Annotated in this window: 21 protein-coding genes and 1 other RNA gene; 14 read left to right on the forward strand and 8 right to left on the reverse strand. The window is 65.1% G+C overall.

All coding sequences use genetic code 11. The features are described 5' to 3' along the window. Positions 1-147 precede the first annotated feature (147 nt). Positions 148-831, forward strand: a complete 684-nt coding sequence (locus tag ACU0B3_RS16320) for a glycosyl transferase (RefSeq protein ID WP_446261939.1) — start codon at positions 148-150, stop codon at positions 829-831. A gap of 229 nt (positions 832-1,060) precedes the next feature. On the opposite strand, the gene moaA is transcribed toward ACU0B3_RS16320, so the two are convergent. After that, entirely contained in the window at positions 1,061-2,077 is a 1,017-nt protein-coding gene (moaA, locus tag ACU0B3_RS16325) for a GTP 3',8-cyclase MoaA (RefSeq protein ID WP_446261940.1), read from the reverse strand. A gap of 75 nt (positions 2,078-2,152) precedes the next feature. Here moaA and ACU0B3_RS16330 point away from each other — a divergent pair, with 75 nt between their 5' ends. Continuing rightward, the gene (locus tag ACU0B3_RS16330; RefSeq protein WP_446261941.1) at positions 2,153-2,710 is read left to right on the forward strand and encodes a hypothetical protein; all 558 of its coding nucleotides are present in this window, start codon (positions 2,153-2,155) and stop codon (positions 2,708-2,710) included. A 136-nt stretch (positions 2,711-2,846) separates the two neighbouring features. Here the strand turns inward: ACU0B3_RS16330 and ACU0B3_RS16335 are convergent, their stop codons facing one another. Genes ACU0B3_RS16335 through glmU form a run of 4 tightly spaced genes read right to left on the reverse strand, consistent with a single transcriptional unit; the run spans position 2,847 to position 7,279 of the window. Continuing rightward, positions 2,847-3,521 carry a DNA alkylation repair protein gene (locus ACU0B3_RS16335; RefSeq protein WP_446261942.1) on the reverse strand — a complete coding sequence of 225 codons (675 nt, stop codon included), beginning with the start codon at positions 3,519-3,521 and terminating at the stop codon, positions 2,847-2,849. Further along, positions 3,518-4,072, reverse strand: coding sequence for a pyridoxamine 5'-phosphate oxidase family protein (locus ACU0B3_RS16340; protein WP_446261943.1), 555 nt, complete (start codon positions 4,070-4,072; stop codon positions 3,518-3,520). The genes ACU0B3_RS16335 and ACU0B3_RS16340 overlap by 4 nt, the downstream gene beginning before the upstream one ends. 10 nt (positions 4,073-4,082) lie before the next feature. After that, positions 4,083-5,900, reverse strand: a complete 1,818-nt coding sequence (gene glmS, locus ACU0B3_RS16345; RefSeq protein ID WP_446261944.1) for a glutamine--fructose-6-phosphate transaminase (isomerizing) — start codon at positions 5,898-5,900, stop codon at positions 4,083-4,085. Continuing rightward, positions 5,900-7,279, reverse strand: coding sequence for a bifunctional UDP-N-acetylglucosamine diphosphorylase/glucosamine-1-phosphate N-acetyltransferase GlmU (gene glmU / locus ACU0B3_RS16350; RefSeq protein WP_446261945.1), 1,380 nt, complete (start codon positions 7,277-7,279; stop codon positions 5,900-5,902). Before glmU ends, glmS begins: the two co-directional genes overlap by 1 nt. Positions 7,280-7,401: 122 nt before the next feature. Between glmU and ACU0B3_RS16355 the strand changes: the two genes are divergently transcribed. From ACU0B3_RS16355 to ACU0B3_RS16400, 10 genes are all read left to right on the forward strand, one after another. After that, entirely contained in the window at positions 7,402-8,073 is a 672-nt protein-coding gene (locus tag ACU0B3_RS16355) for an HAD-IA family hydrolase (protein ID WP_446261946.1), read from the forward strand. 47 nt (positions 8,074-8,120) lie between these two features. After that, on the forward strand, positions 8,121-8,990 hold the full coding sequence (locus ACU0B3_RS16360) for an SMP-30/gluconolactonase/LRE family protein (RefSeq protein WP_446261947.1): 870 nt from the start codon (positions 8,121-8,123) through the stop codon (positions 8,988-8,990). Between the two features lie 95 nt (positions 8,991-9,085). Continuing rightward, positions 9,086-9,724: a ceramidase domain-containing protein gene (locus tag ACU0B3_RS16365; protein ID WP_446262267.1), complete on the forward strand. Its 639-nt coding sequence runs from the start codon at positions 9,086-9,088 to the stop codon at positions 9,722-9,724. Positions 9,725-9,762: 38 nt separating this feature from the next. Beyond that, a complete protein-coding gene (gatC, locus tag ACU0B3_RS16370) occupies positions 9,763-10,050 on the forward strand; it encodes an Asp-tRNA(Asn)/Glu-tRNA(Gln) amidotransferase subunit GatC (RefSeq protein ID WP_446261948.1) in 288 nt (95 codons plus the stop codon). Beyond that, positions 10,050-11,534 carry an Asp-tRNA(Asn)/Glu-tRNA(Gln) amidotransferase subunit GatA gene (gene gatA, locus ACU0B3_RS16375; protein ID WP_446261949.1) on the forward strand — a complete coding sequence of 495 codons (1,485 nt, stop codon included), beginning with the start codon at positions 10,050-10,052 and terminating at the stop codon, positions 11,532-11,534. Before gatC ends, gatA begins: the two co-directional genes overlap by 1 nt. 66 nt (positions 11,535-11,600) lie before the next feature. After that, positions 11,601-12,317 (forward strand): hypothetical protein, encoded by a 717-nt coding sequence (locus ACU0B3_RS16380; protein WP_446261950.1) that lies wholly within the window; start codon positions 11,601-11,603, stop codon positions 12,315-12,317. A gap of 80 nt (positions 12,318-12,397) precedes the next feature. Further along, a complete protein-coding gene (locus ACU0B3_RS16385) occupies positions 12,398-13,015 on the forward strand; it encodes an N-acetylmuramoyl-L-alanine amidase (protein WP_446261951.1) in 618 nt (205 codons plus the stop codon). 11 nt (positions 13,016-13,026) lie between these two features. Then, an RNA gene (gene rnpB / locus ACU0B3_RS16390) (RNase P RNA component class A) lies at positions 13,027-13,417 on the forward strand. Positions 13,418-13,544: 127 nt separating this feature from the next. Then, complete coding sequence (gene rpmG, locus ACU0B3_RS16395) at positions 13,545-13,712, forward strand: 50S ribosomal protein L33 (protein WP_446261952.1); 168 nt, start codon at positions 13,545-13,547, stop codon at positions 13,710-13,712. A gap of 139 nt (positions 13,713-13,851) precedes the next feature. Next, entirely contained in the window at positions 13,852-14,346 is a 495-nt protein-coding gene (locus ACU0B3_RS16400) for a GNAT family N-acetyltransferase (protein WP_446261953.1), read from the forward strand. 153 nt (positions 14,347-14,499) lie between these two features. Here the strand turns inward: ACU0B3_RS16400 and ACU0B3_RS16405 are convergent, their stop codons facing one another. Both ACU0B3_RS16405 and ACU0B3_RS16410 read right to left on the reverse strand, forming a co-directional pair. Beyond that, positions 14,500-15,282, reverse strand: a complete 783-nt coding sequence (locus tag ACU0B3_RS16405) for a Bax inhibitor-1/YccA family protein (protein ID WP_446261954.1) — start codon at positions 15,280-15,282, stop codon at positions 14,500-14,502. A gap of 253 nt (positions 15,283-15,535) precedes the next feature. Next, a complete protein-coding gene (locus tag ACU0B3_RS16410; protein WP_446261955.1) occupies positions 15,536-15,751 on the reverse strand; it encodes a DUF1127 domain-containing protein in 216 nt (71 codons plus the stop codon). A 125-nt stretch (positions 15,752-15,876) separates the two neighbouring features. Here ACU0B3_RS16410 and ACU0B3_RS16415 point away from each other — a divergent pair, with 125 nt between their 5' ends. After that, a complete protein-coding gene (locus tag ACU0B3_RS16415; protein ID WP_446261956.1) occupies positions 15,877-16,755 on the forward strand; it encodes a LysR family transcriptional regulator in 879 nt (292 codons plus the stop codon). A 317-nt stretch (positions 16,756-17,072) separates the two neighbouring features. Here ACU0B3_RS16415 and ACU0B3_RS16420 read toward each other — a convergent pair whose 3' ends face one another. Then, on the reverse strand, positions 17,073-18,035 hold the full coding sequence (locus ACU0B3_RS16420; RefSeq protein ID WP_446261957.1) for an NADPH:quinone oxidoreductase family protein: 963 nt from the start codon (positions 18,033-18,035) through the stop codon (positions 17,073-17,075). Between the two features lie 279 nt (positions 18,036-18,314). On the opposite strand from ACU0B3_RS16420, the gene ACU0B3_RS16425 reads away from it, so the two are divergent. Then, positions 18,315-18,683: a helix-turn-helix domain-containing protein gene (locus ACU0B3_RS16425; RefSeq protein WP_446261958.1), complete on the forward strand. Its 369-nt coding sequence runs from the start codon at positions 18,315-18,317 to the stop codon at positions 18,681-18,683. The last annotated feature ends 17 nt before the right edge of the window (positions 18,684-18,700 follow it).

The raw sequence follows: 18,700 nt of genomic DNA on the forward strand, positions 1-18,700 counted from the left end.
CAGAAGAAGAGACTGGTTAGAGAAGAGGCTGGGCCTGTGCCAACTGTCGTCTGTATCAAGTGGGGCACGGCCTTTGGGCCGGAGTACGTAAACCGGCTTTATTCGGGGGTGCGGCGGCACTTGTCCGGGCCTTTGCGGTTCTTGTGCATGACGGATGTGGCGGGGGGGCTTCACCCGGAGGTTGAAGTGCTGGACCTGCCGGTGGAGCCTTTTGCCGAGCCGATGGCGGCAGCTCTTGCGGTTGCCAACCGGCAGGGGGCGATGCGGAAGGTGTCGCTGTTCCGGCGCGGGGTGATCCCGGATTTGGCAGGGCCGGTGCTGGGGTTTGACCTGGATGTCGTGATCACCGGCAGTCTCGATGAGATTTGGGAGATGGCACCCGGCAAGGTCGCGATGCGTCACGATTGGGTGGAAAAGCGTAAGGGCAGGCCGACGGGGCACGGGTCTGTCTTTCGCTATGATCCGGCAGAGCACGGGTTTTTGTACGAGGATCTGGCGGCGAATCCCTACAAGGAGGTCGAGAAGGCGCGCGGGTCGGAGCAGCGGTATACGTCGCACAAGGCGATGGATAATGGGGCTTTCGCCTATATCCCGGAGCCGTGGGTCGTCTCGTTCAAGCACGATTGCCTGGGGCTGCCTCCGGTGAATTACCTGCGCGATCCTGTTTTGCCGGAGGATGCGCGGGTGGTCTGTTTTCACGGGCGGCCGAAGATGCCGGAGGCGGTGGCGGGGTATCGCGGGTCCTGGATCAGGTATTCGCGGCCTTGCGCCTGGTTGCAGCATCATTGGATCGATGCGGCGCGGGAAGACCTCGGAGCTGCGTACGCGTGATTTGTCACGTCCGGGGTTCGACCCGTGGATGAAACAAGCGCTCTGCTGGAGCGTTTGCCATTGGGAGGGCATGGATAGGCTTTCCGGGGCTCCGCCCGAAAACGCAACAAACGCTCCCCCCGGAGCGTTTGCCATGCCGGAGGCACGTTCAGTCGTATCCTGGGCTCCGCCCGTAAAAAACCTCAATCGCTCCACCGGAGCGATTGCCACGCAGAGCGTGGGCCGGTTTTTACCCCCCCGTGTGCGACATGTGGCGGGTCATTTGGCCGCCGGCCTCATTACGGGAGTAGTCGAAATCGTGGCCCTTGGGCTTGCGGTCGATGGCGGCGCGAATGGCGTCTTCGAGCTGGCCGTCGCTTTCCGAGGCTCTTAGAGGGGCGCGGAGGTCGGCGCGGTCTTCTTGACCGAGGCACATGTAAAGCTCGCCTGTGCAGGTCACCCGCACGCGGTTGCAGCTTTCGCAGAAATTGTGCGTGAGCGGCGTGATGAAGCCGATCTTTTGGCCGGTTTCCTCGAGCTGAACGTAGCGGGCGGGGCCGCCGGTACGCTCCGAGAGTTCGGTCAGGGTGTAGTTCTGCGCCAGCTGGCAGCGCACGTCCGAGAGCGCCCAGTACTGGCCGACGCGGTCCTCCTCGCCCATGTCGCCCATGGGCATGACCTCGATCCAGGTGAGGTCGCAATCGTGGGTGTGGCACCATTCGGTAAGGGTGAAGAGTTCGTCCTCGTTGAAGCCCTTGAGCGCGACCGCGTTGAGTTTGACGCGCAGGCCCGCTGCCTGTGCCGCTTCGATCCCCTTGAGCACTTGTGCGAGGCGTCCCCAGCGGGTGACGCGGGCGAATTTCTCCTCATCGAGCGTGTCGAGAGAGACGTTCACCCGGCGCACGCCGGCGGCATAGAGATCGCCGGCAAAGCGCGCCAGTTGGGAGCCGTTGGTCGTCAGCGTTAGCTCTTCGAGTGCGCCGCTTTCGAGATGGCGCGACATGCCCTGGAAGAACGTCAGGATGTTGCGGCGCACGAGCGGTTCTCCGCCGGTGATGCGCAGCTTGCGCACGCCCATGCGTACGAAGGCGGAGCAGAGGCGGTCCAGCTCTTCGAGCGTCAAAAGCTCCCTTTTGGGGAGGAACTGCATGTTTTCGGTCATGCAGTAGACGCAGCGGAAATCGCACCGGTCGGTGACGGAGACGCGCAGGTAGGTGATCGCGCGTGCGAACGGGTCGATGAGCGGGACGGTGGTGGCTCGGGTCATGCAAAATCTCGCAAGTGGCGTGGGTGCAGCATCGGGGCAATTGCGGGCGTGTCAAGCAGGGCGTATGGTTACGGCATGACACGTTTTGCTCTTCCGTGCGCCCTCGTCCTTGCGACCGCGGGCTGCTCCAATCTCGACCTAGGCGCGATGATGCCGGACTTTCGCAACAGGACGGAGGTGCCGGTCGCGACCGCGCCTGCGCCAACGGTGACACCGGAGGAGGCGGACGCCGCCTTGCCGGCGCCCGAGGAGATCGAAACGACGGTGGTGCCCCCCGTGGAGCGGGCCGTGCCGGCGCAGGCGCGCACGGCCGAGCAGTTCGATGTGACCACCGAGAAAGAGCGTCAGGTTGCCGCCGCGGTTCCGCAGGCGACCGGTGAGACGCTGCTTGGCACGACGGTGGCGTCGCTGGGGGATCCGTCGCGCGCCGGGTTCTGGCTCGAGACGCCACTGGTCAAGGAGCCGGGCAAGGGACGGGTGGTCTTCAAGGTGTCGGGCAAGTCTTCGGCGGTGGACCTGATCCCGCTGGACGGGGCGCCCACTGCGGGCAGCCGGATTTCGCTGGCCGCGATGCGCCTGATCGAGGCGCCGCTGACGGAGTTGCCGACGATCGAGGTGTACCGGTCGAATTGAGCGGTAGGGTGGGCTGCAGCCCACCTTACGCGCGAGAGGGTCTTGCCGTGGGATGGGTGGCAGGTCTCTGGGGCGCTGCCCCAGACCCCGAGGTATTTTGGAACCAGAGAAGGACCTGGCTTGTGAGGGCCAAGGGCTAGTCCGGTAGTTTGCGGGCGGCTTCCTTGCGGGCGAAGGGCTTCATCGTGTCGCCGTGGGCGGTGAGGAACGACCGGACGCGGGGGGCGTCGTGTTTGGAGAGTTCGCGGAGCCACCAGGCGACGGCCTTTTGGATGAACCAATCGGGGTCGTTCACGTAGATTGCCGCCCAGCCGAGGATGCGGTCGCGGGCCTCTTCTTCGGCGGGTTTGGGTTGGTTTTGCTTGGTCCAGGGCAGCGTCATCACCAGCGCGGCGCGGCGGGCCCACATGTGCCCAGACGTGGTCCAGGTCTCGACAATGTCGAGGCGCGTGGGGTCTGCGATCAGGCGCCGCTGGCCTGCCATGCAGGCATGATCAGCGACCGCCCAGGCGTCGAAGGTTGGGACCCAGTTGCAGATCGTCTCCCACACCGCGTCGTCGGGGCGGATGCGCGCCTGGGTGAAGAGTTTGGCCGCGAGCACCCGGGACTCGTGCACGTCGGTTTCCCAAAGCGTCTGTGCTTCGGCGATCCGCGTGTCGAGTGTCAGGGTCTGGCGCATCTCGCGCGCGATGTCGTCGAGGATTGGGTTCGGCACGCCGAGATAAGTGCGCGGGGCTTTGTGGTAGGCGGCCATCTCGGCGGCCTTTTGCGGATCACCGAGCGCTTTGATCCGGTCGAGCGGGGCGGTCACGGCAGCGACTTTTCCGCGATCCTGGTGGGGATGCCGTCGAGGGTGGTGGTGTTGCGCTCTTGCCAGTAGGTCTCGACGCCTTCAGGGCCTTTGTCCTCCGCCCATTTGACGAGTGTGTCGCGGGGGCGGGGATTGTCCATGAAAGGCACGGCGTAGCCGCAGGAAGTCTGCACCATCTCGATGCTCAGATCGAACAGTTGGCGTGCGGCGAAGTCCGGTGCGAAATGCCCGTCTAGGCTCGTCCAGTCGGCGTCTTGCCGGTGGATCGCGCAGGCGGTGCCGTAGGTGCGTAGGATCATCGGTTTGCGGTCGAAGGAGCACCACATCAGCGTCATGCGGGGGCTGTCTGAGAGGTGCGTCGCGGTCTCGTTGCCGCTCCCTGTGAGGTTGCGCCAGAGGATGCGGGTGGGGCTGAGGACGCGCAGACAATCCATGCCTTTGGGGGAGACGTTGACTTTGCCCTCGCGGGCGGCTGAGCCGGAAAAGAAGAGCGGCTGTGCCTTGATAAACGCGATGTGCTGCTCGGAAAGTGCGTCGAATTGCTTGCCCATGGTGCCTCCGCTACTCCACCGTGACCGACTTGGCGAGATTGCGCGGCTGGTCCACGTCCGTGCCTTTGGCGATGGCCGTGTGGTAGGCGAGCATCTGCGCCGGGATCGCGTAGAGAATCGGCGCCAGCACGTTCGAGACGGGAGGCATTTGCAGCACTTTCCACGTGCCGTCGGCGGCCTCCGCCGCACCCTGCCGGTCGGTGATCAGGAGCACCTTGCCCGAGCGCGCCATGACCTCCTGCATGTTCGAGACCGTCTTGTCGAAAAGGGTGTCGCGCGGGGCCATCACCACCACGGGCACATGCTTGTCGATGAGGGCGATGGGGCCGTGCTTGAGCTCGCCGGAGGCGTAGGCTTCGGCGTGGATGTAGCTGATTTCCTTGAGTTTCAGCGCGCCTTCGAGCGCCAAGGGATACATGAGGCCACGCCCGAGGAAGAGGATGTCGCGCGCCTCGGCCAGCTTTTGCGCGGCGGTTTTGACCGGTGCCGAGAGGTCCATCGCTTGCTGGATGAGGCCCGGCAGGGTCTGCAGGTTTGCCAGATGCTCCGCGATCTGTGCCTCGCTCAGGGTGCCCCGCGCTTGAGCGGCCTTCAGCGCGAGGAGGAAGAGTACCGTCAGCTGGCACGTGAACGCCTTGGTCGAGGCGACGCCGATCTCGGTCCCGGCGAGGATCGGCAGCGCGAGGTCCGATTCGCGGGCGATGGAGCTTTCGGGCACGTTCACCACCGACACGATCCGGTCGGCCTTCTCGGCGCAATAGCGGAGCGCGGCGAGCGTGTCGGCGGTCTCCCCCGATTGGCTCACGAAAAGCGCCACCGTGCCGCGCGTGATCGGCGGCTCGCGGTAGCGGAATTCGGAGGCGACATCGACTTCTACCGGCAGGCGGGCGAGCTGTTCGAACCAGTACTTGGCCGTCAGGCAGGCGTAGAAGGCGGTGCCGCAGGCGACCATCGTCAGGCGTTCGACCTTGGTGAAATCAAGCGCGTCGGTGGGGATCGCGATCTCACCGGCCTGCAGGTAATGCGCCAGCGCTCGGTCGATCACGGCGGGCTGCTCGGCGATCTCCTTGGCCATGAAGTGCTTGTGGCCGCCCTTGTCCACCGACGTTGTGTCGAGCTGGATCGTGCGCATGGGGCGGTTTGCCAGCCGCCCTTCACCATCGCGGATTTCGCAGGAATTGCGGGTGATGACGGCGATGTCGCCCTCGTCGAGGTAGGTGATCCGGTCCGTGAGCGGCGCCAGCGCGATGGCGTCCGAGCCGACGAACATCTCTCCATCGCCATGCCCGATGGCGAGCGGCGAGCCTTTGCGGGCGGCGATCAGCAGGTCCGGCTCCTGGTCGAAGAGAAAGCAAAGCGCGTAGGCGCCCTCGAGCCGCGCGACGGTTTGCTCGGCGGCGTCCCTGGGCGAGAGGCCCTGCGCGATGAAATGCGCGGCCATGAGCGCGACGGTCTCGGTGTCGGTATCCGTTTCGGGCGTGATGCCGTGGGTGGCAAGCTCGGCGCGCAGCTCCTTGAAGTTCTCGATGATCCCGTTGTGGACGACGGCCACGGGACCGGCGCGGTGCGGGTGGGCGTTGCCCTCGTTCGGGGCGCCGTGGGTCGCCCAGCGGGTGTGGCCGATGCCGGATTTGCCGGGCAGCGGATCATGCACGAGGAGGTCGCTGAGGTTCACCAGCTTGCCCACCGCCCGGCGGCGACCCAGCGTAGTGCCGTTCACCGTCGCGATGCCTGCACTGTCGTAGCCGCGGTACTCGAGCCGTTTCAGAGCCTCGACCAGAATGGGCGCGACCTCGTGATCGCCCAGCACACCAACGATCCCACACATCAGACTTTGCCCTCTTGTTTTGCGCTCTTCTGGTTTGCCTTGAGCGTGCGCAGACGCTCCATCAGCCGCGCGGCGAGACCGGGTTTGGTGACCTGTTTGGCCCGTCCGAGCGCGAGCGCCTCGGCCTCGACGTCTTGGGTGATCACCGAGCCTGAGCCGGTCATGGCCTCGGCGCCGACGCTCACCGGTGCCACCAGCATCGTGTTCGATCCGATAAAGGCGTCCCGCCCCACCACAGTGCGGTGCTTGAAGACGCCGTCGTAGTTGCAAGTGATCGTGCCGGCGCCGATGTTTGCACGCGCGCCGATCTCGGCGTCGCCGATGTACGACAGGTGGTTGACCTTGGCCCTTTCGCCGATCTCGGCGTTTTTGACCTCGCAGAAATTGCCGACCCTCGAGTCTTCGGCCAGCTCGGCGCCAGGGCGCAGGCGGGCGTAGGGGCCGACAATTGATCCGCGGGAGACGTGGGCGCCTTCGACGTGGCTGAAGGCCCGGATGGTGGCGCCGGTCTCGATGGTTGTGCCGGGGCCAAAGACTACGTTCGGCTCGATGATCGCGTCGCGCCCGACATAGGTGTCAAAGGCGAAATGCACCGTGTCAGGGGCGGTGAGCGTCACGCCGTCCTCGAGCATCTGCGCCCGGGTGCGCGCTTGAAAGGCCGCCTCCGCCTCCGCCAGCTGCGCGCGGGTGTTGACGCCCAGTGTCTCTGCCTCGTCGCAGGTCACGGCGGTTGCGGTCAGCCCCTCGGCAGCGCCGAGACCAGGCACATCGGTCAGGTAATACTCGCCCGAGGCGTTGTCGTTCGAGACTTTCTCGAGCAGGGCAAAGAGCGTTTTGGCCTCCGCGGCGATCACGCCTGAATTGCAGAGCGTGATGGTGCGTTCGGCTTCGCTCGCGTCCTTGAACTCGACGATCTTTTGCAAGGTCACGCCCTGCATGACAAGCCGGCCGTAGCGGCCGGGGTCGGCGGCCTCGAACCCCAGCACGACGATGTCGTGGGACCGGCGCGCCTTGGCCATGCAAGCGAGGGTTTCTGGGGAGATGAAAGGCGTGTCGCCGTATAGCACGATCACGTCGCCATCGAAGTCCGCGAGCAGGTCCTTGGCCTGCGCGACGGCGTGGCCGGTGCCGAGCTGCTCGGACTGGGTGACGATCTCGGCACTTGCGTCGTAGGCCATGGCGGAGGCTGCAACTTCTTCGCCGCCATGCCCGGTCACGACGATCTGCCGGGCAGGCTCCAGCGCAGCGCCTGCGCGCATCGCGTGCCAGAGCAGGGGCGCACCGGCGACCTTGTGCAGGACCTTCGGCAAATCCGACAACATGCGCGATCCCTGGCCCGCGGCCAGAATGATCAGGGCGGTGGATGTGGCGGTGGACATGGGGCGGGCGTCTTTCCTTCTGCTCGGCCGTTCTTTATCGCGTCTGTATCGCGCGCGGCGTTATGTCGAAAGATACGCGCAATCAAACGATATTGCGAGATGTTACCGGAAGGGCAGGGCACATGGGCACGGTAGTTTTCGACCTCGACGGAACGTTGGCGGACACGTCCGGAGACTTGCTGGCGGCGGCGAATGCCTGTTTCCGGTCAATGGGATACGGGGACCTCTTGTCGTCTTCGGATGCCGGGACGGCGCTGCGCGGCGGGAAGGCGATGCTGCGGCTGGGCCTCTCCCGCGTGGAGCGCGACTGCGATGAGGAGGAAGTGGATCGGCAGTATCCCGCCCTTCTCAGCGCCTACGATCAGGCGATTGCGGTGCATACGCATATGTATCCCGGTGCGATGGAGGCCGTGGAGGCGCTCAAGGCAAACGGGCATCGCGTCGGCATCTGCACGAACAAGCCGGAGGCGCTGGCGGTCAAGCTGTTTGCCCAGCTCGGGGTGCTCGATGCGTTTGGATGCCTCATCGGGGCAGACACGTTGCCGGTGCGCAAGCCGGACCCGGCGCCATTTTTGGCCTGCGTCGAGGGCTGTGGCGGCGATCCGGCGAGGGCGGTGATGATCGGCGACACAGTGACGGACCACAAGACAGCGCGTGCCGCGGGCGTGCCGTCGGTGCTGGTCACCTTCGCGCCCGATGGGCCGGCGCCGGTGAAGGCGCTGGACCCTGACGCCCTGCTCGATCAGTTTGAAGACTTGCCGGCGCTTGTGGAGCGTCTGATCGGAGCGCCGTAGCCGCGCGGGTCCCGCGGCGCGGCTGTTTTTGGAAGAGGGAGTTCGGCGTGAAGGCTGAGATGTTGATGGATTGCCGGTGCTTTCTCGGCGAGGGCGTGCAGTGGCGTGATGCGGACGCGCGGGTCTACTGGACGGACATCGAAGGCGATGCGCTCTGGTCCTGTGACGCGGACGGGCGCGCGGTGCGCCGGGTGCCGTTGAAGACGGGGCTTTGTGCCTTTGCCTTTGACGCGGAGGGCGCGGCGCTGGGCGCGTTCAAGGACGGACTCTGCCGGTTCGACCCGGAGACGGGCGCGCGCGAAATGCTGCGGCGCTACATGCCGGAGACCGGCAGCAGCCGCATGAACGACGGCACGCTCGACCGGCAGGGTCGGTTCGTGGTGGGCGGGGTCGAGAAGGGCGGGGGCGGCGCGATCTGTCCGACCTGGCGGGTCGGAAGCGACGTGGTGGAAATCGCGAGACGCGCCGAGATTGCCAACAGCATGACCTTTTCGCCCGATGGCGGCACGATGTATTTCGCCGACACGCCGACGGGGGAGATTTGGCAGTTTGCCTACGATCAGGCGGCCGGGGTCACCGGCGCGGCGGAGCGCTTTGCCACGGTTACGCGCGGCGGGCCGGACGGGTCCACGGTGAATGCCGAAGGGCATCTGTGGACGGCGATCTGGGGCGGGTCCTGCGTGGAGCTGCGCGACGGGTCGGGCCGCGTGATCGGGACGGTCGAGGTGCCGGTGCCGCATGTCACATGTGTGGCCCTGGGCGGCGTGGAGCGGAGGCGCCTTTTCATCACCACGGCGCGGCAGGGGATGGATGCGGGTGGGCTGGCAGCCCACCCTACGGCGGGATCGCTCTTTGCCATCGATGTCGAGGTGCCCGGCGTCGCGCATGGAGTCTATGTCGGCGGATATGGGTTCTGAGATGGCAGGCCGGCCCTCCGGTGGGGACCGGCCCTCCGGGGGGAGTTTATTTGGGAAGATGAAGCTGGAGCTTTGCGCTGTTTGAGCAGATCGACATTTATTGCGAACGGACGGATTTCACGTTCTGGTCCGAGCCGCTCAACGCGCTGACGAACGGGTTTTACCTGATCGGGGCGCTCTGGATGTTGTGGCGCTGCCGGCGCGACGGGCTGCCGATTGCGACGGGTCTGGGCGTGCTCCTGGGCTTTATCGCGGTGGGTTCGTTCCTTTTTCACACGCATGCGACGGGGTGGGCGTCGCTCTCGGATGTGACGCCGATTGCGCTCTTTATCCTGCTGTATTTGTTTGCGGTCTGCCGCGATGTGCTGGAGCGGCCGGCCTGGCAGGCTGGGCTGATGACGGCGGCGTTTCTGCCGTATGCCGGGGTGGTTGTGTTTGCGCTGGGCGCGGTGCCGTTTCTGAGCAACTCGAGCTTTTACTGGACGGTGCCTTTGGCGCTGGTGGCCTTTGCGCCGTTTGTGGCGCGGTTCCGGCGAGAGACGGCGCGGGGGATGCTGATGGGTGCGGCGCTCTTGTCGGTGTCGATCTGCCTGCGCTCGGTCGATCTGATGCTGTGTGACGTCTGGCCGATTGGCACGCATATTTTCTGGCACACGCTCAATGCGATCATGCTGCCGTGGATGATCGAGGTCTATCGCCGGCACATGCTTGCGAGGCGCGGCGCTGCGGGCTAAACGCGCGATTGAACAAGAGACAAAGGCGAGGTCGGCGCATGTCCATAGATCAAAGCACTGCGGCGCGGGTGGCCAAGCTTGCCCGGATCAAGGTCGAGGACGATCAGCTTCCGGCGCTCGCCGGCGAGTTCAGCGCCATCCTCGGGTTCATCGAGCAGCTCGGTGAGGTCGATGTGGAGGGCGTGGAGCCGATGGTGTCGGTCACGCCGATGCGGCTGAAACGGCGCACGGATGGTGTGACGGACGGCGACCAGCAGGCCAAGGTCCTGTCGAATGCGCCGGACGCGCGCGAGGGGTTCTTTGCCGTGCCGAAGGTGGTTGAGTGATGAGCGAGTTGACCAGGTTGACGATTGCCGCCGCGCGTGACGCCCTGCGGGCGGGTGAGGTGACCAGTGCCGAGCTGACCGAGGCGTGCTTGACAGCCATCGACGGCGCAGATGCGCTGGGCGCGTTTGTGCACAAGACACCCGAGATCGCGCGGGAGCGGGCTGCGGCTGCGGATGCGCGGATCAAGGCTGGGGATGCGCCGGCGCTGTGCGGTATACCCGTGGGGATCAAAGACCTTTTTTGCACCATGGGCGTGCCGAGCCAGGCGGCCTCGCGCATCCTTGAAGGGTTCACGCCGGAGTACGAATCGACCGTCTCCCAGAACCTTGCCGATGCGGGCGCGGTCATGCTGGGCAAGCTCAATATGGACGAGTTCGCGATGGGCTCGTCGAACGAGACGTCGGTCTATGGCAACGCGGTCAACCCCTGGCGGGCGGGCAATTCCGAGGCGGCGCTGACGCCCGGTGGCTCGTCGGGTGGCTCGGCGAGCGCCGTTGCGGCGGACCTCTGTCTGGCGGCGACGGGCACCGACACCGGCGGGTCGATCCGCCAGCCTGCCGCCTTTACCGGGATCACGGGGATCAAGCCGACCTACGGGCGCTGCTCGCGGTGGGGAATCGTGGCCTTTGCCTCCTCCCTCGATCAGGCGGGTCCGATGACGAAGGACGTGCGCGACGCGGCGATCATGCTGCAGGCGATGTGCGGGCATGATCCGAAGGACAGCACCTCGGCTGACCTTACGGTGCCGGATTTCGAGGCGGCGCTGACCGGTGACATCAAAGGCAAGACCATCGGCATTCCCAAGGAATACCGGATGGAGGGGATGCCTGCCGAGATCGAGACGCTCTGGGCGGATGGGACCGCGATGCTCAAGGACGCGGGCGCTCGAATCGTCGACATTTCGCTGCCGCATACCAAATACGCGCTGCCGGCCTATTACGTGATCGCGCCGGCGGAGGCGTCCTCGAACCTCGCGCGGTATGACGGGGTGCGCTACGGGCGGCGGGCTGCGCTGTCCCAAGGCGATGGCATCACCGAGATGTACGAAAAGACCCGCGCCGAAGGGTTCGGGTCAGAGGTCCAGCGCCGTGTGATGATCGGCACCTACGTTTTGTCGGCGGGCTTCTACGACGCCTATTACAACCGCGCGCGCAAGGTGCGGACGCTGATCAAGAAGGACTTTGAGGACGTCTTCGCGCAAGGGATCGACGCGATCCTGACGCCAGCCACGCCGTCGGCCGCCTTCGAGCTGGGCAAGGAGTTCGACGACCCGGTCCAGATGTACCTCAACGACGTCTTTACCGTGACCGTGAACCTCGCCGGCCTGCCCGGGATTTCTGTTCCTGCAGGCCTCGACAAGCAGGGCCTCCCTCTTGGGCTGCAACTGATTGGACGCCCTTGGGAAGAAGGCGATCTGCTGAACACCGCCTACGCGCTGGAGCGGGCTGCCGGGTTTGTAGGCAAACCTGCGCAGTGGTGGTAAACCGGTACCCAAGGTGAGGCAGCAGGAGTGCGCGGCGTGAAACAAGTTCTTTTGTGCGGAGCGGCAATGTTGGCTCTGGCCGCGTGCGATCCGGCGATCCCCGACAGCGCTGCAGGCGCGGATGCACGGATCGCAGCGCAGCGCGAGGCGCGGGATGCGCAGCTTGCCGGAGCGGGGAGCTTTGCCACGCCGACCACAGACGCCGAGGCTGCTGCTGCCGCGCGTGCCGCCAACTCTGGCGTCGCGCCGATCGAGGCAAATCCCGCAAACCCCGTGCCGGGCAGCGTGCCCGCGCCGGGTGGCAACGCCGGCATCTCGAACGAGCAGGATTTTGATGTTGTCTCGAACCAGCGCTCAATCGAGGCTGACGCCGCCCGGGTGGAGGCCAACGCAGCACAATACCAGGTGATCGCCCCGACCGAACTGCCGAGCCGCACCGGCGCCTCCGGGCCAAACGTCGTGGAATACGCGCTCAGCACGAGCCACCCCAAGGGCCAGTCGATCTACCGCCGCGTGGGCTTCCGCCTCGAAGCACGCTCGCAGCGCAATTGCGCAGGCTTTGCCTCGGGTGACGAAGCGCAGATCGCCTTCCTCGCCGCAGGTGGCCCGCAGCGGGACCGTCAAAGCCTCGACCCTGATGGTGATGGCTATGCCTGCAGCTGGGATCCGGCGCCCTATCGCGCCATCCGCGCCGCCGCCGCGCCTGATCCCGCCGTTCCGGCCCTTGGCGTGACACCGCCCGCCGATGTCGAGACCAGTGTGATCGAACCGGCACAGAACTGAACTTTGCGTTGCCGGAGTTGATTTGGCATCCGTCACCCAATTTTGGGGAGCGGAGGGACGGGGCGTTTCCGGACATCGTTGTGCTGCATTACACCGCCATGGCGTCAGCCGAGGCCGCGCGCGATTGGCTTTGCAACCCCGAGGCGGAGGTCTCCGCCCACTACGTCATCGGCCCGGACGGGACCACGTGGCAGCTCGTAGACGAGGCGCAGCGCGCCTGGCACGCAGGCAAGGGAGGCTGGGGAGCGGTCACGGATGTCAACTCCCGCTCCATCGGGATCGAAATCGCGAACACCGGCGGAACGCCCTTTGCCGCGCCGCAGATGGACGCCGTCGAAGTTCTGCTCGCCGGCATCCTCCAGCGCTGGGCGATCCGCCCCGAAAGGGTGATCGCGCATTCCTGCCTCGCGCCGGGGCGCAAGATCGACCCCGGTCCACGCTTCGACTGGCGCCGCCTCGCGCGGCAAGGGCTTGCTATTCAGCTCGAGGCGGGAACGGCAGAGCCCGACGAGGCCCGCGCCGACGCACTCCTGCAAACTGCCGGCTACACCGCCGAGACGGACACCGCCACACGCCTTGCCGCCTTCCGCCTCCGCCACAACGCCCAAGCGACCGGCACACTCACGCCGCGCGACATGGCCCTGATCGAGGCGCTCGCCGCGCGCTATCCCGTTGACGCTGCGCCGCTGACCTCGTAGGCCCGCAGCGCGCGGAGGGCCGGGTGGCCGCCAACGCAGATCCCTTGCGGGATCCGCTTGGAGGAAAGTCCGGACTCCACAAGGCAACGGTGCCGGGTAACTCCCGGGCGGGGCAACCCGACGGACAGCGCCACAGAGATGAGACAGCCACGCAAGTCGTGGCAATGGTGAAACGGTGGGGTAGTGGCCCACCGGGCTGGCGGCAACGTTGGCCGCATGGCAAGCCCCACCGGGAGCAATGCCGAATAGGGACCGCGTCTGCCTTCGGGCAGGGGGCTGCCTTGGCCCCAGCAGGTCCGGGTTGGCAGCTTGATCCCGCCTGGCAACAGGCGGGGCAGAGGAATGGTCACCGACGGGCGCGCGCGCCCTGAACAGGATCCGGCTTATAGGCTCTCCGCGCTTTCTCCACGCCAAAGAGGTGGGCGCGGATTCGGGTTGACTTGGGCCTAGCTGCTTGTAGAAGGCGAGGCTCAGAACACTTGACCCGCGCCCACCCTACGGGGCCGCGATCAGACGCGAGGACCCGACCATGGCAAAACCGACCACCATCAAAATCCGGCTCAACTCGACCGCCGGCACCGGCCACTTCTACGTGACCAAGAAAAACGCGCGTACGATGACTGAAAAGTTCGCGTGCCGGAAGTATGACCCCGTCGCGCGCAAGCACGTCGAGTACAAGGAAGGCAAGATCAAGTAAGCGCACCCGCACTGATCTTGAACCAAGGCCGCGCCCCCTGCGCGGCCTTTTGCGTTTTGGCGGCGTGCGATGCAGCGCACGCATTACTCTCAAGTTGCCATCCGCCCGCAGGCAACCCCAATCCGAACCGGCACTGATAATGTCGCACCCAGCCCTTACACTCCGCACTGCCACTGCCGAGGACTTCGACGCCGTCGACGCCCTCCTGTCCCGCGTCTACCCCAAGCTGCTCAAGGACGACTACGCCCCCTCGGTGCGCGTTCTCGTCCTGCCCCGCATCAGCCGCGCGCAGATGCCGCTCCTGACCTCCGGCACGTACTTCGTCGGAGAACAGGCACCCCTCGGCATCGTCACCGCCGGAGGCTGGACCCGCGACCGGAGCGACCCGCTCATGGCCCACGTCCGCCACGTCGTCACCGACGACCGCGTCTTGCGTCAGGGCCACGCCAAAGCCCTCCTGACCCACATCTTCGCCTCAGCCAAATCCAAAGGCATGACCCGCATGACATGCTGGTCTACCTTCACCGCCGTCCCCTTCTACGAGGCGATGGGCTTCGCCCAAGTCGGCCCCATCGACGTCCCACTGGACCAAGGCATCAGCTTCCCCGCCGTGCATCTCACACGAAAGCTTTGAGACGGCGCGCAGGCAAGGTCTCTTCTCTGGTTCGAAAATACCTCGGGGGTTTGGGGGCTGGCCCCCAAATGCCTAAGGCCCACACTGGCACACACCGAAACAAAAAAAGCCGGCCCCTCAAAGGACCGGCTCGATGTGTGAAAGGCGTGCGACTTACTCTTGTTGTCCCATGAACATCAGCAGGAACTGGAACATGTTCAGGAACGAGATGTAGAGCGACAGCGCACCGTCATAGGCGGCTTTGTCGAGCCACTCGGTGTCTCCGTGTGCTGCATGCGCCACGTAGGTCGACTTGATCTCCTGCGTGTAAAACGCGGTCAGACCGGCAAAGATCAGGATACCGATGGCCGAGATGGCGAACATCATCGCAGGCGACTGCAGGAAGATGTTGATGACCATCGCCACCAGCAAACCGATCACGCCCATCACGAGGAACGTGCCCATGCCAGACAGGTCGCGCTTGGTCGTGTACCCGTAGAGGCTCAGACCCGCGAACGCGATGGCCGTCACAAGGAACGTCTGCACGATCGAGAACGACGTAAACACGAGGAAGATAGAGCTCATCGACAGACCCATCACCGCTGCAAAGGCAAAGAAGCCCAGCTGCACGGTGGCTGCCGACCCGCGGCGCATCAGGGCGCCCCAGCCGAAAAGGAGGAACGCAAGCGGCGCGAACATGATCACCCAGCGCAGCGGCGTGGTGTAGATCAACTCGCCAAGGCCCGTCAGATACTGCCCTTCACGCAGCGCAACGGTCGCGCCGGTCGGGTCCGACGTCACGGCGAGGCCGGCGATGGCCCAGGCCGCAGCTGCGGTGATGAGCATGCCGACGGACATCGTGCCGTAGACCTTGTTCATGTGGGCTTTGAGCCCGGCGTCGATCTCGGCGGCGCGGGCGCCGGCCGCGGTCGTCCGTATCGTCGAGTATTCAGCCATCAAAGTGCCTCCATCAGATAGCGTGATACGTGCAGGCCCGCATGGCCTGCGTCATGCGAGGATATTGGCACAGACCCCCTGTTTTTCAAGCGGCCTCAGCGGTGCTTTGCTGAAAATGCGACGCTTTGACCATCACCTGCTTGCAGAGCGCATTTTGCAGGGCAAAGGGCGGCCGGCGCACATGTTGTGTGCGCACAAACCGCCCGCGACTAAGCGCAGAGATCAATAGAGACCGAGGGATCGCCTCGTCAGATCAACGCCAGTGGTGCGGCGCATCCCAGACCGGACGCTTGGCCTCGCGCGCCACATCCGCATGCGTCAGCCCCAGGTCCTCCAGCGCGGCCCGGTCGAGCGTCGCGAGCGCGCGGCGCTGCCGGAAGAGCGCGTCGAAGGCAAAGAGGCGCTGCAGCAGCGTCCCGGAGGTGCGGCGGGTCGGGGTAACGCGGGAGTGGGAGAGCACGCGAGCCATTGGTCTATCCTTTTGATCTGGTCATGCAACCTTGCGTGAACATCATTGATGTTGATCGATATGGCGGATGTATGTACATTAGTGAAACGAATGTTCTTGAACGCTACCATCAGAAGGTGTGATGTATGCGCAATCTCGATATCACCACGCTCCGGTCCTTCGTCGCGGTTGCCGATGTGGGCGGCGTCACGCGCGCCGCGGGCTTTCTCAACCTGACGCAATCGGCGGTGTCGATGCAGCTCAAGCGGCTCGAAGAATTGTTGGGGGAACAGCTCTTTGACCGGGCCGGGCGGCGCGTTGCGCTGACCTCTGCCGGGGAGCAACTCCTCGCCTATGCCCGCCGCATGGTCGAGATGAACGACGAGATCTTTGCCAAGCTGACCGAGCACGCCTTCGAAGGCGAGATCAGTCTCGGCGTGCCGCACGACATCATCTACCCGGTGATTCCGCAGGTTTTGCAACGCTTTGCGGTGGAATTTCCCAAGGTGCGCGTGCAGCTCCTGTCGCTCTTTACCACCCGCCTGATCGAGGATTTCGGCAGGGGTGACGTGGACCTGATCCTGACGACCGAAGACACGACAACCGCCGGTGGCGAGTGCCTGGCGAGCCTGCCGCTCCTCTGGAACGGCGCGCCCGGCGGGACCGCGCACAAGACGCGCCCACTGCGCATCGCGTTTTCGCAGCACTGCAAGTTCCGCCCGCTCGCGCAGCGCGTCCTACAGGCCGAGGGGATCGCGTGGGAGAACGCCGTCGACACCGGCAGCGACCGCACGGTGGAGGCGACGATCAGCGCCGATCTCGCCGTCGGCGCGATGCTGGCCGGGACCGAGCCGCCGCAGCTCGAGGCGCTGCCTCTGGGGTGCGGCCTGCCGACCCTGCCCGAGCAAAAGATCAACATGTACGTCGGCGAAACCGGCGGCCACGTGGTCTCCGCTCTGGCCGAGATGATCCGCCAGGGCTACGCCGCACACAAACCGCAACCGCGTTTGAAATCCGTCGGTTAGGCAAGCAACAAGCGCACGCGTCCCGGGCCTGACCCGGGACCGAAACCGGACTTACATGACCTGTACTATTGGAAACAGATGTGCTCGCGCCGACCCGCGGGGTGGCGCAATCGCGCCGCCCGTTTTGCCAGAGGCAAACCTTTGGTTTGAAGGGGGCGGGTCATGCCAGAGGCATGCCGTCAGCATGACGCGGCCTGACAGTGCCTGTCAGGCGGGTGCTTTGAGTTAGGTGGTTATCACTCGACTAGGTGTGCTACGCTTTTCACCACCGCGTCCCGGGCTTAACCCGGGACCTCGCTGACAAAGCCTAGCAGTACCTACCCGATCTCGATCACAACCTTCCCGGTCGACGCCCGGTTGCGCATTAGCTCGAGCCCTTCTTCAGTGCGCTCCAGCGGCAGCACGTGGCTCACATGCGGCTTGAGGTCCCCTTTGGCGTACCAGCCCAAAAGCTCCCTCAGACTGTCGGTGATCACTGTGGGGCGAAACGCCATGTAGCCACCCCAGTAAACACCCAACACACTGATGTTCTTGACCAAAAGGTGGTTCGTCGGCACTTGCGGCACCTCTCCGCTCGCAAAGCCGATCGGCAAGAGGCGCGCCTCGGGCTTGGCCGCGCGAAAGGCGTCTTTCCACTGATCACCGCCCACCGGGTCATAAAGCACGTCGATCCCGCCAAGCGCCTTGAGTTCGGCGCGCAGATCGCAGGATGTGGCATCGAGCAGGTGATCGGCGCCCGCCGCCTTGGCCGCCTCCAGCTTGTCCGCCCCGCGCGCAACCGCGATCACCGTCGCTCCCATCAGCTTGCCCAGCTCCACCGCCGTCAGGCCGACGCCACCCGCCGCACCGAGCACGCAGAGCGTCTCGCCCGCCTGCAGCTTGGCCCGGTGGGCAAGCGCCACGTGGCTGGTGCCATAGGCGATCTGAAAGGCCGCCGCGTCGACCATCGACATCCCCTCGGGGAGCGGCACGGCCCGGTCCGCCGGAAAGCAGCCGACCTCCGCCAGACCGCCCTGACCGCCGAACACCGCGACACGGTCGCCCACCTTGAGCCCTTCGACACCTGCGCCAAGCGCTGTGATCTCGCCCGCGACCTCCATCCCGAGCACAAAGGGCAGGGGCGGCGTGTCCTGATAGGTCCCCTTTATCATCAGGAGATCCGCAAAATTGAGACCGCACGCCCGGATGCTCAGCTGTATTTCACCCGCGCCGGGTTCGGGCGCCGCCATCTCGGTGAGCGTCAGGTCGCGCGCGTCGCCGCTGATCGTGATTGCTTTCATCTCGGGCTCCTCAGGCAAGCGGACACGGGGGCGCTCCGCACCCGCGCCCTTGAACGCGCGACAATGGTCAAGGTCAAGCGGCACTGTTCGTGGCAAGGGCGAAGAAGCGCGGAGAATTCCCGCCAGACTTGAAAAATCTTGCAATTTTGCCTTTCTCTGATAGCGAAGTGTCCAGCACGCGTTGCACATTTGATAACGATTAGGTCCTAGACCCTTGGGGAATCGTCGCGGCGCCGCCGGATTTTGTGCGCCACTCGCACTCCAAAGAGGAAATTATAGATGACCCACCCAGTTGATGTGCATGTCGGGAAGCGGATCCGGCACAGGCGGTGGCTCGTCGGCATGACGCAACAACAACTGGCTGAAAAAGTTGGAATCAAGTTTCAACAAATCCAAAAGTACGAGACCGGCGCCAACCGTGTGAGCGCGTCGCGGCTTTGGGAAATTGCCGAGAACCTCGATGTGGATGTGGCTTTCTTCTTTGAGGGGCTAGAACAGGAGGCACCGGCCAACCCCAAGGAGGCCGTGCCGTCCGATCTGATGGGCGACAAGGAAGCGCTTGATCTCGTGCGCTCCTATTACGCCATCCCCGAGAATCAGCGTCGCCGCCTCTTTGAGCTCGCGCGCGTTCTCAGCGACGTCGCCTAGGCTTTCGGGCCTGCGGC

The organism is Pseudaestuariivita sp. (assembly GCF_052825805.1).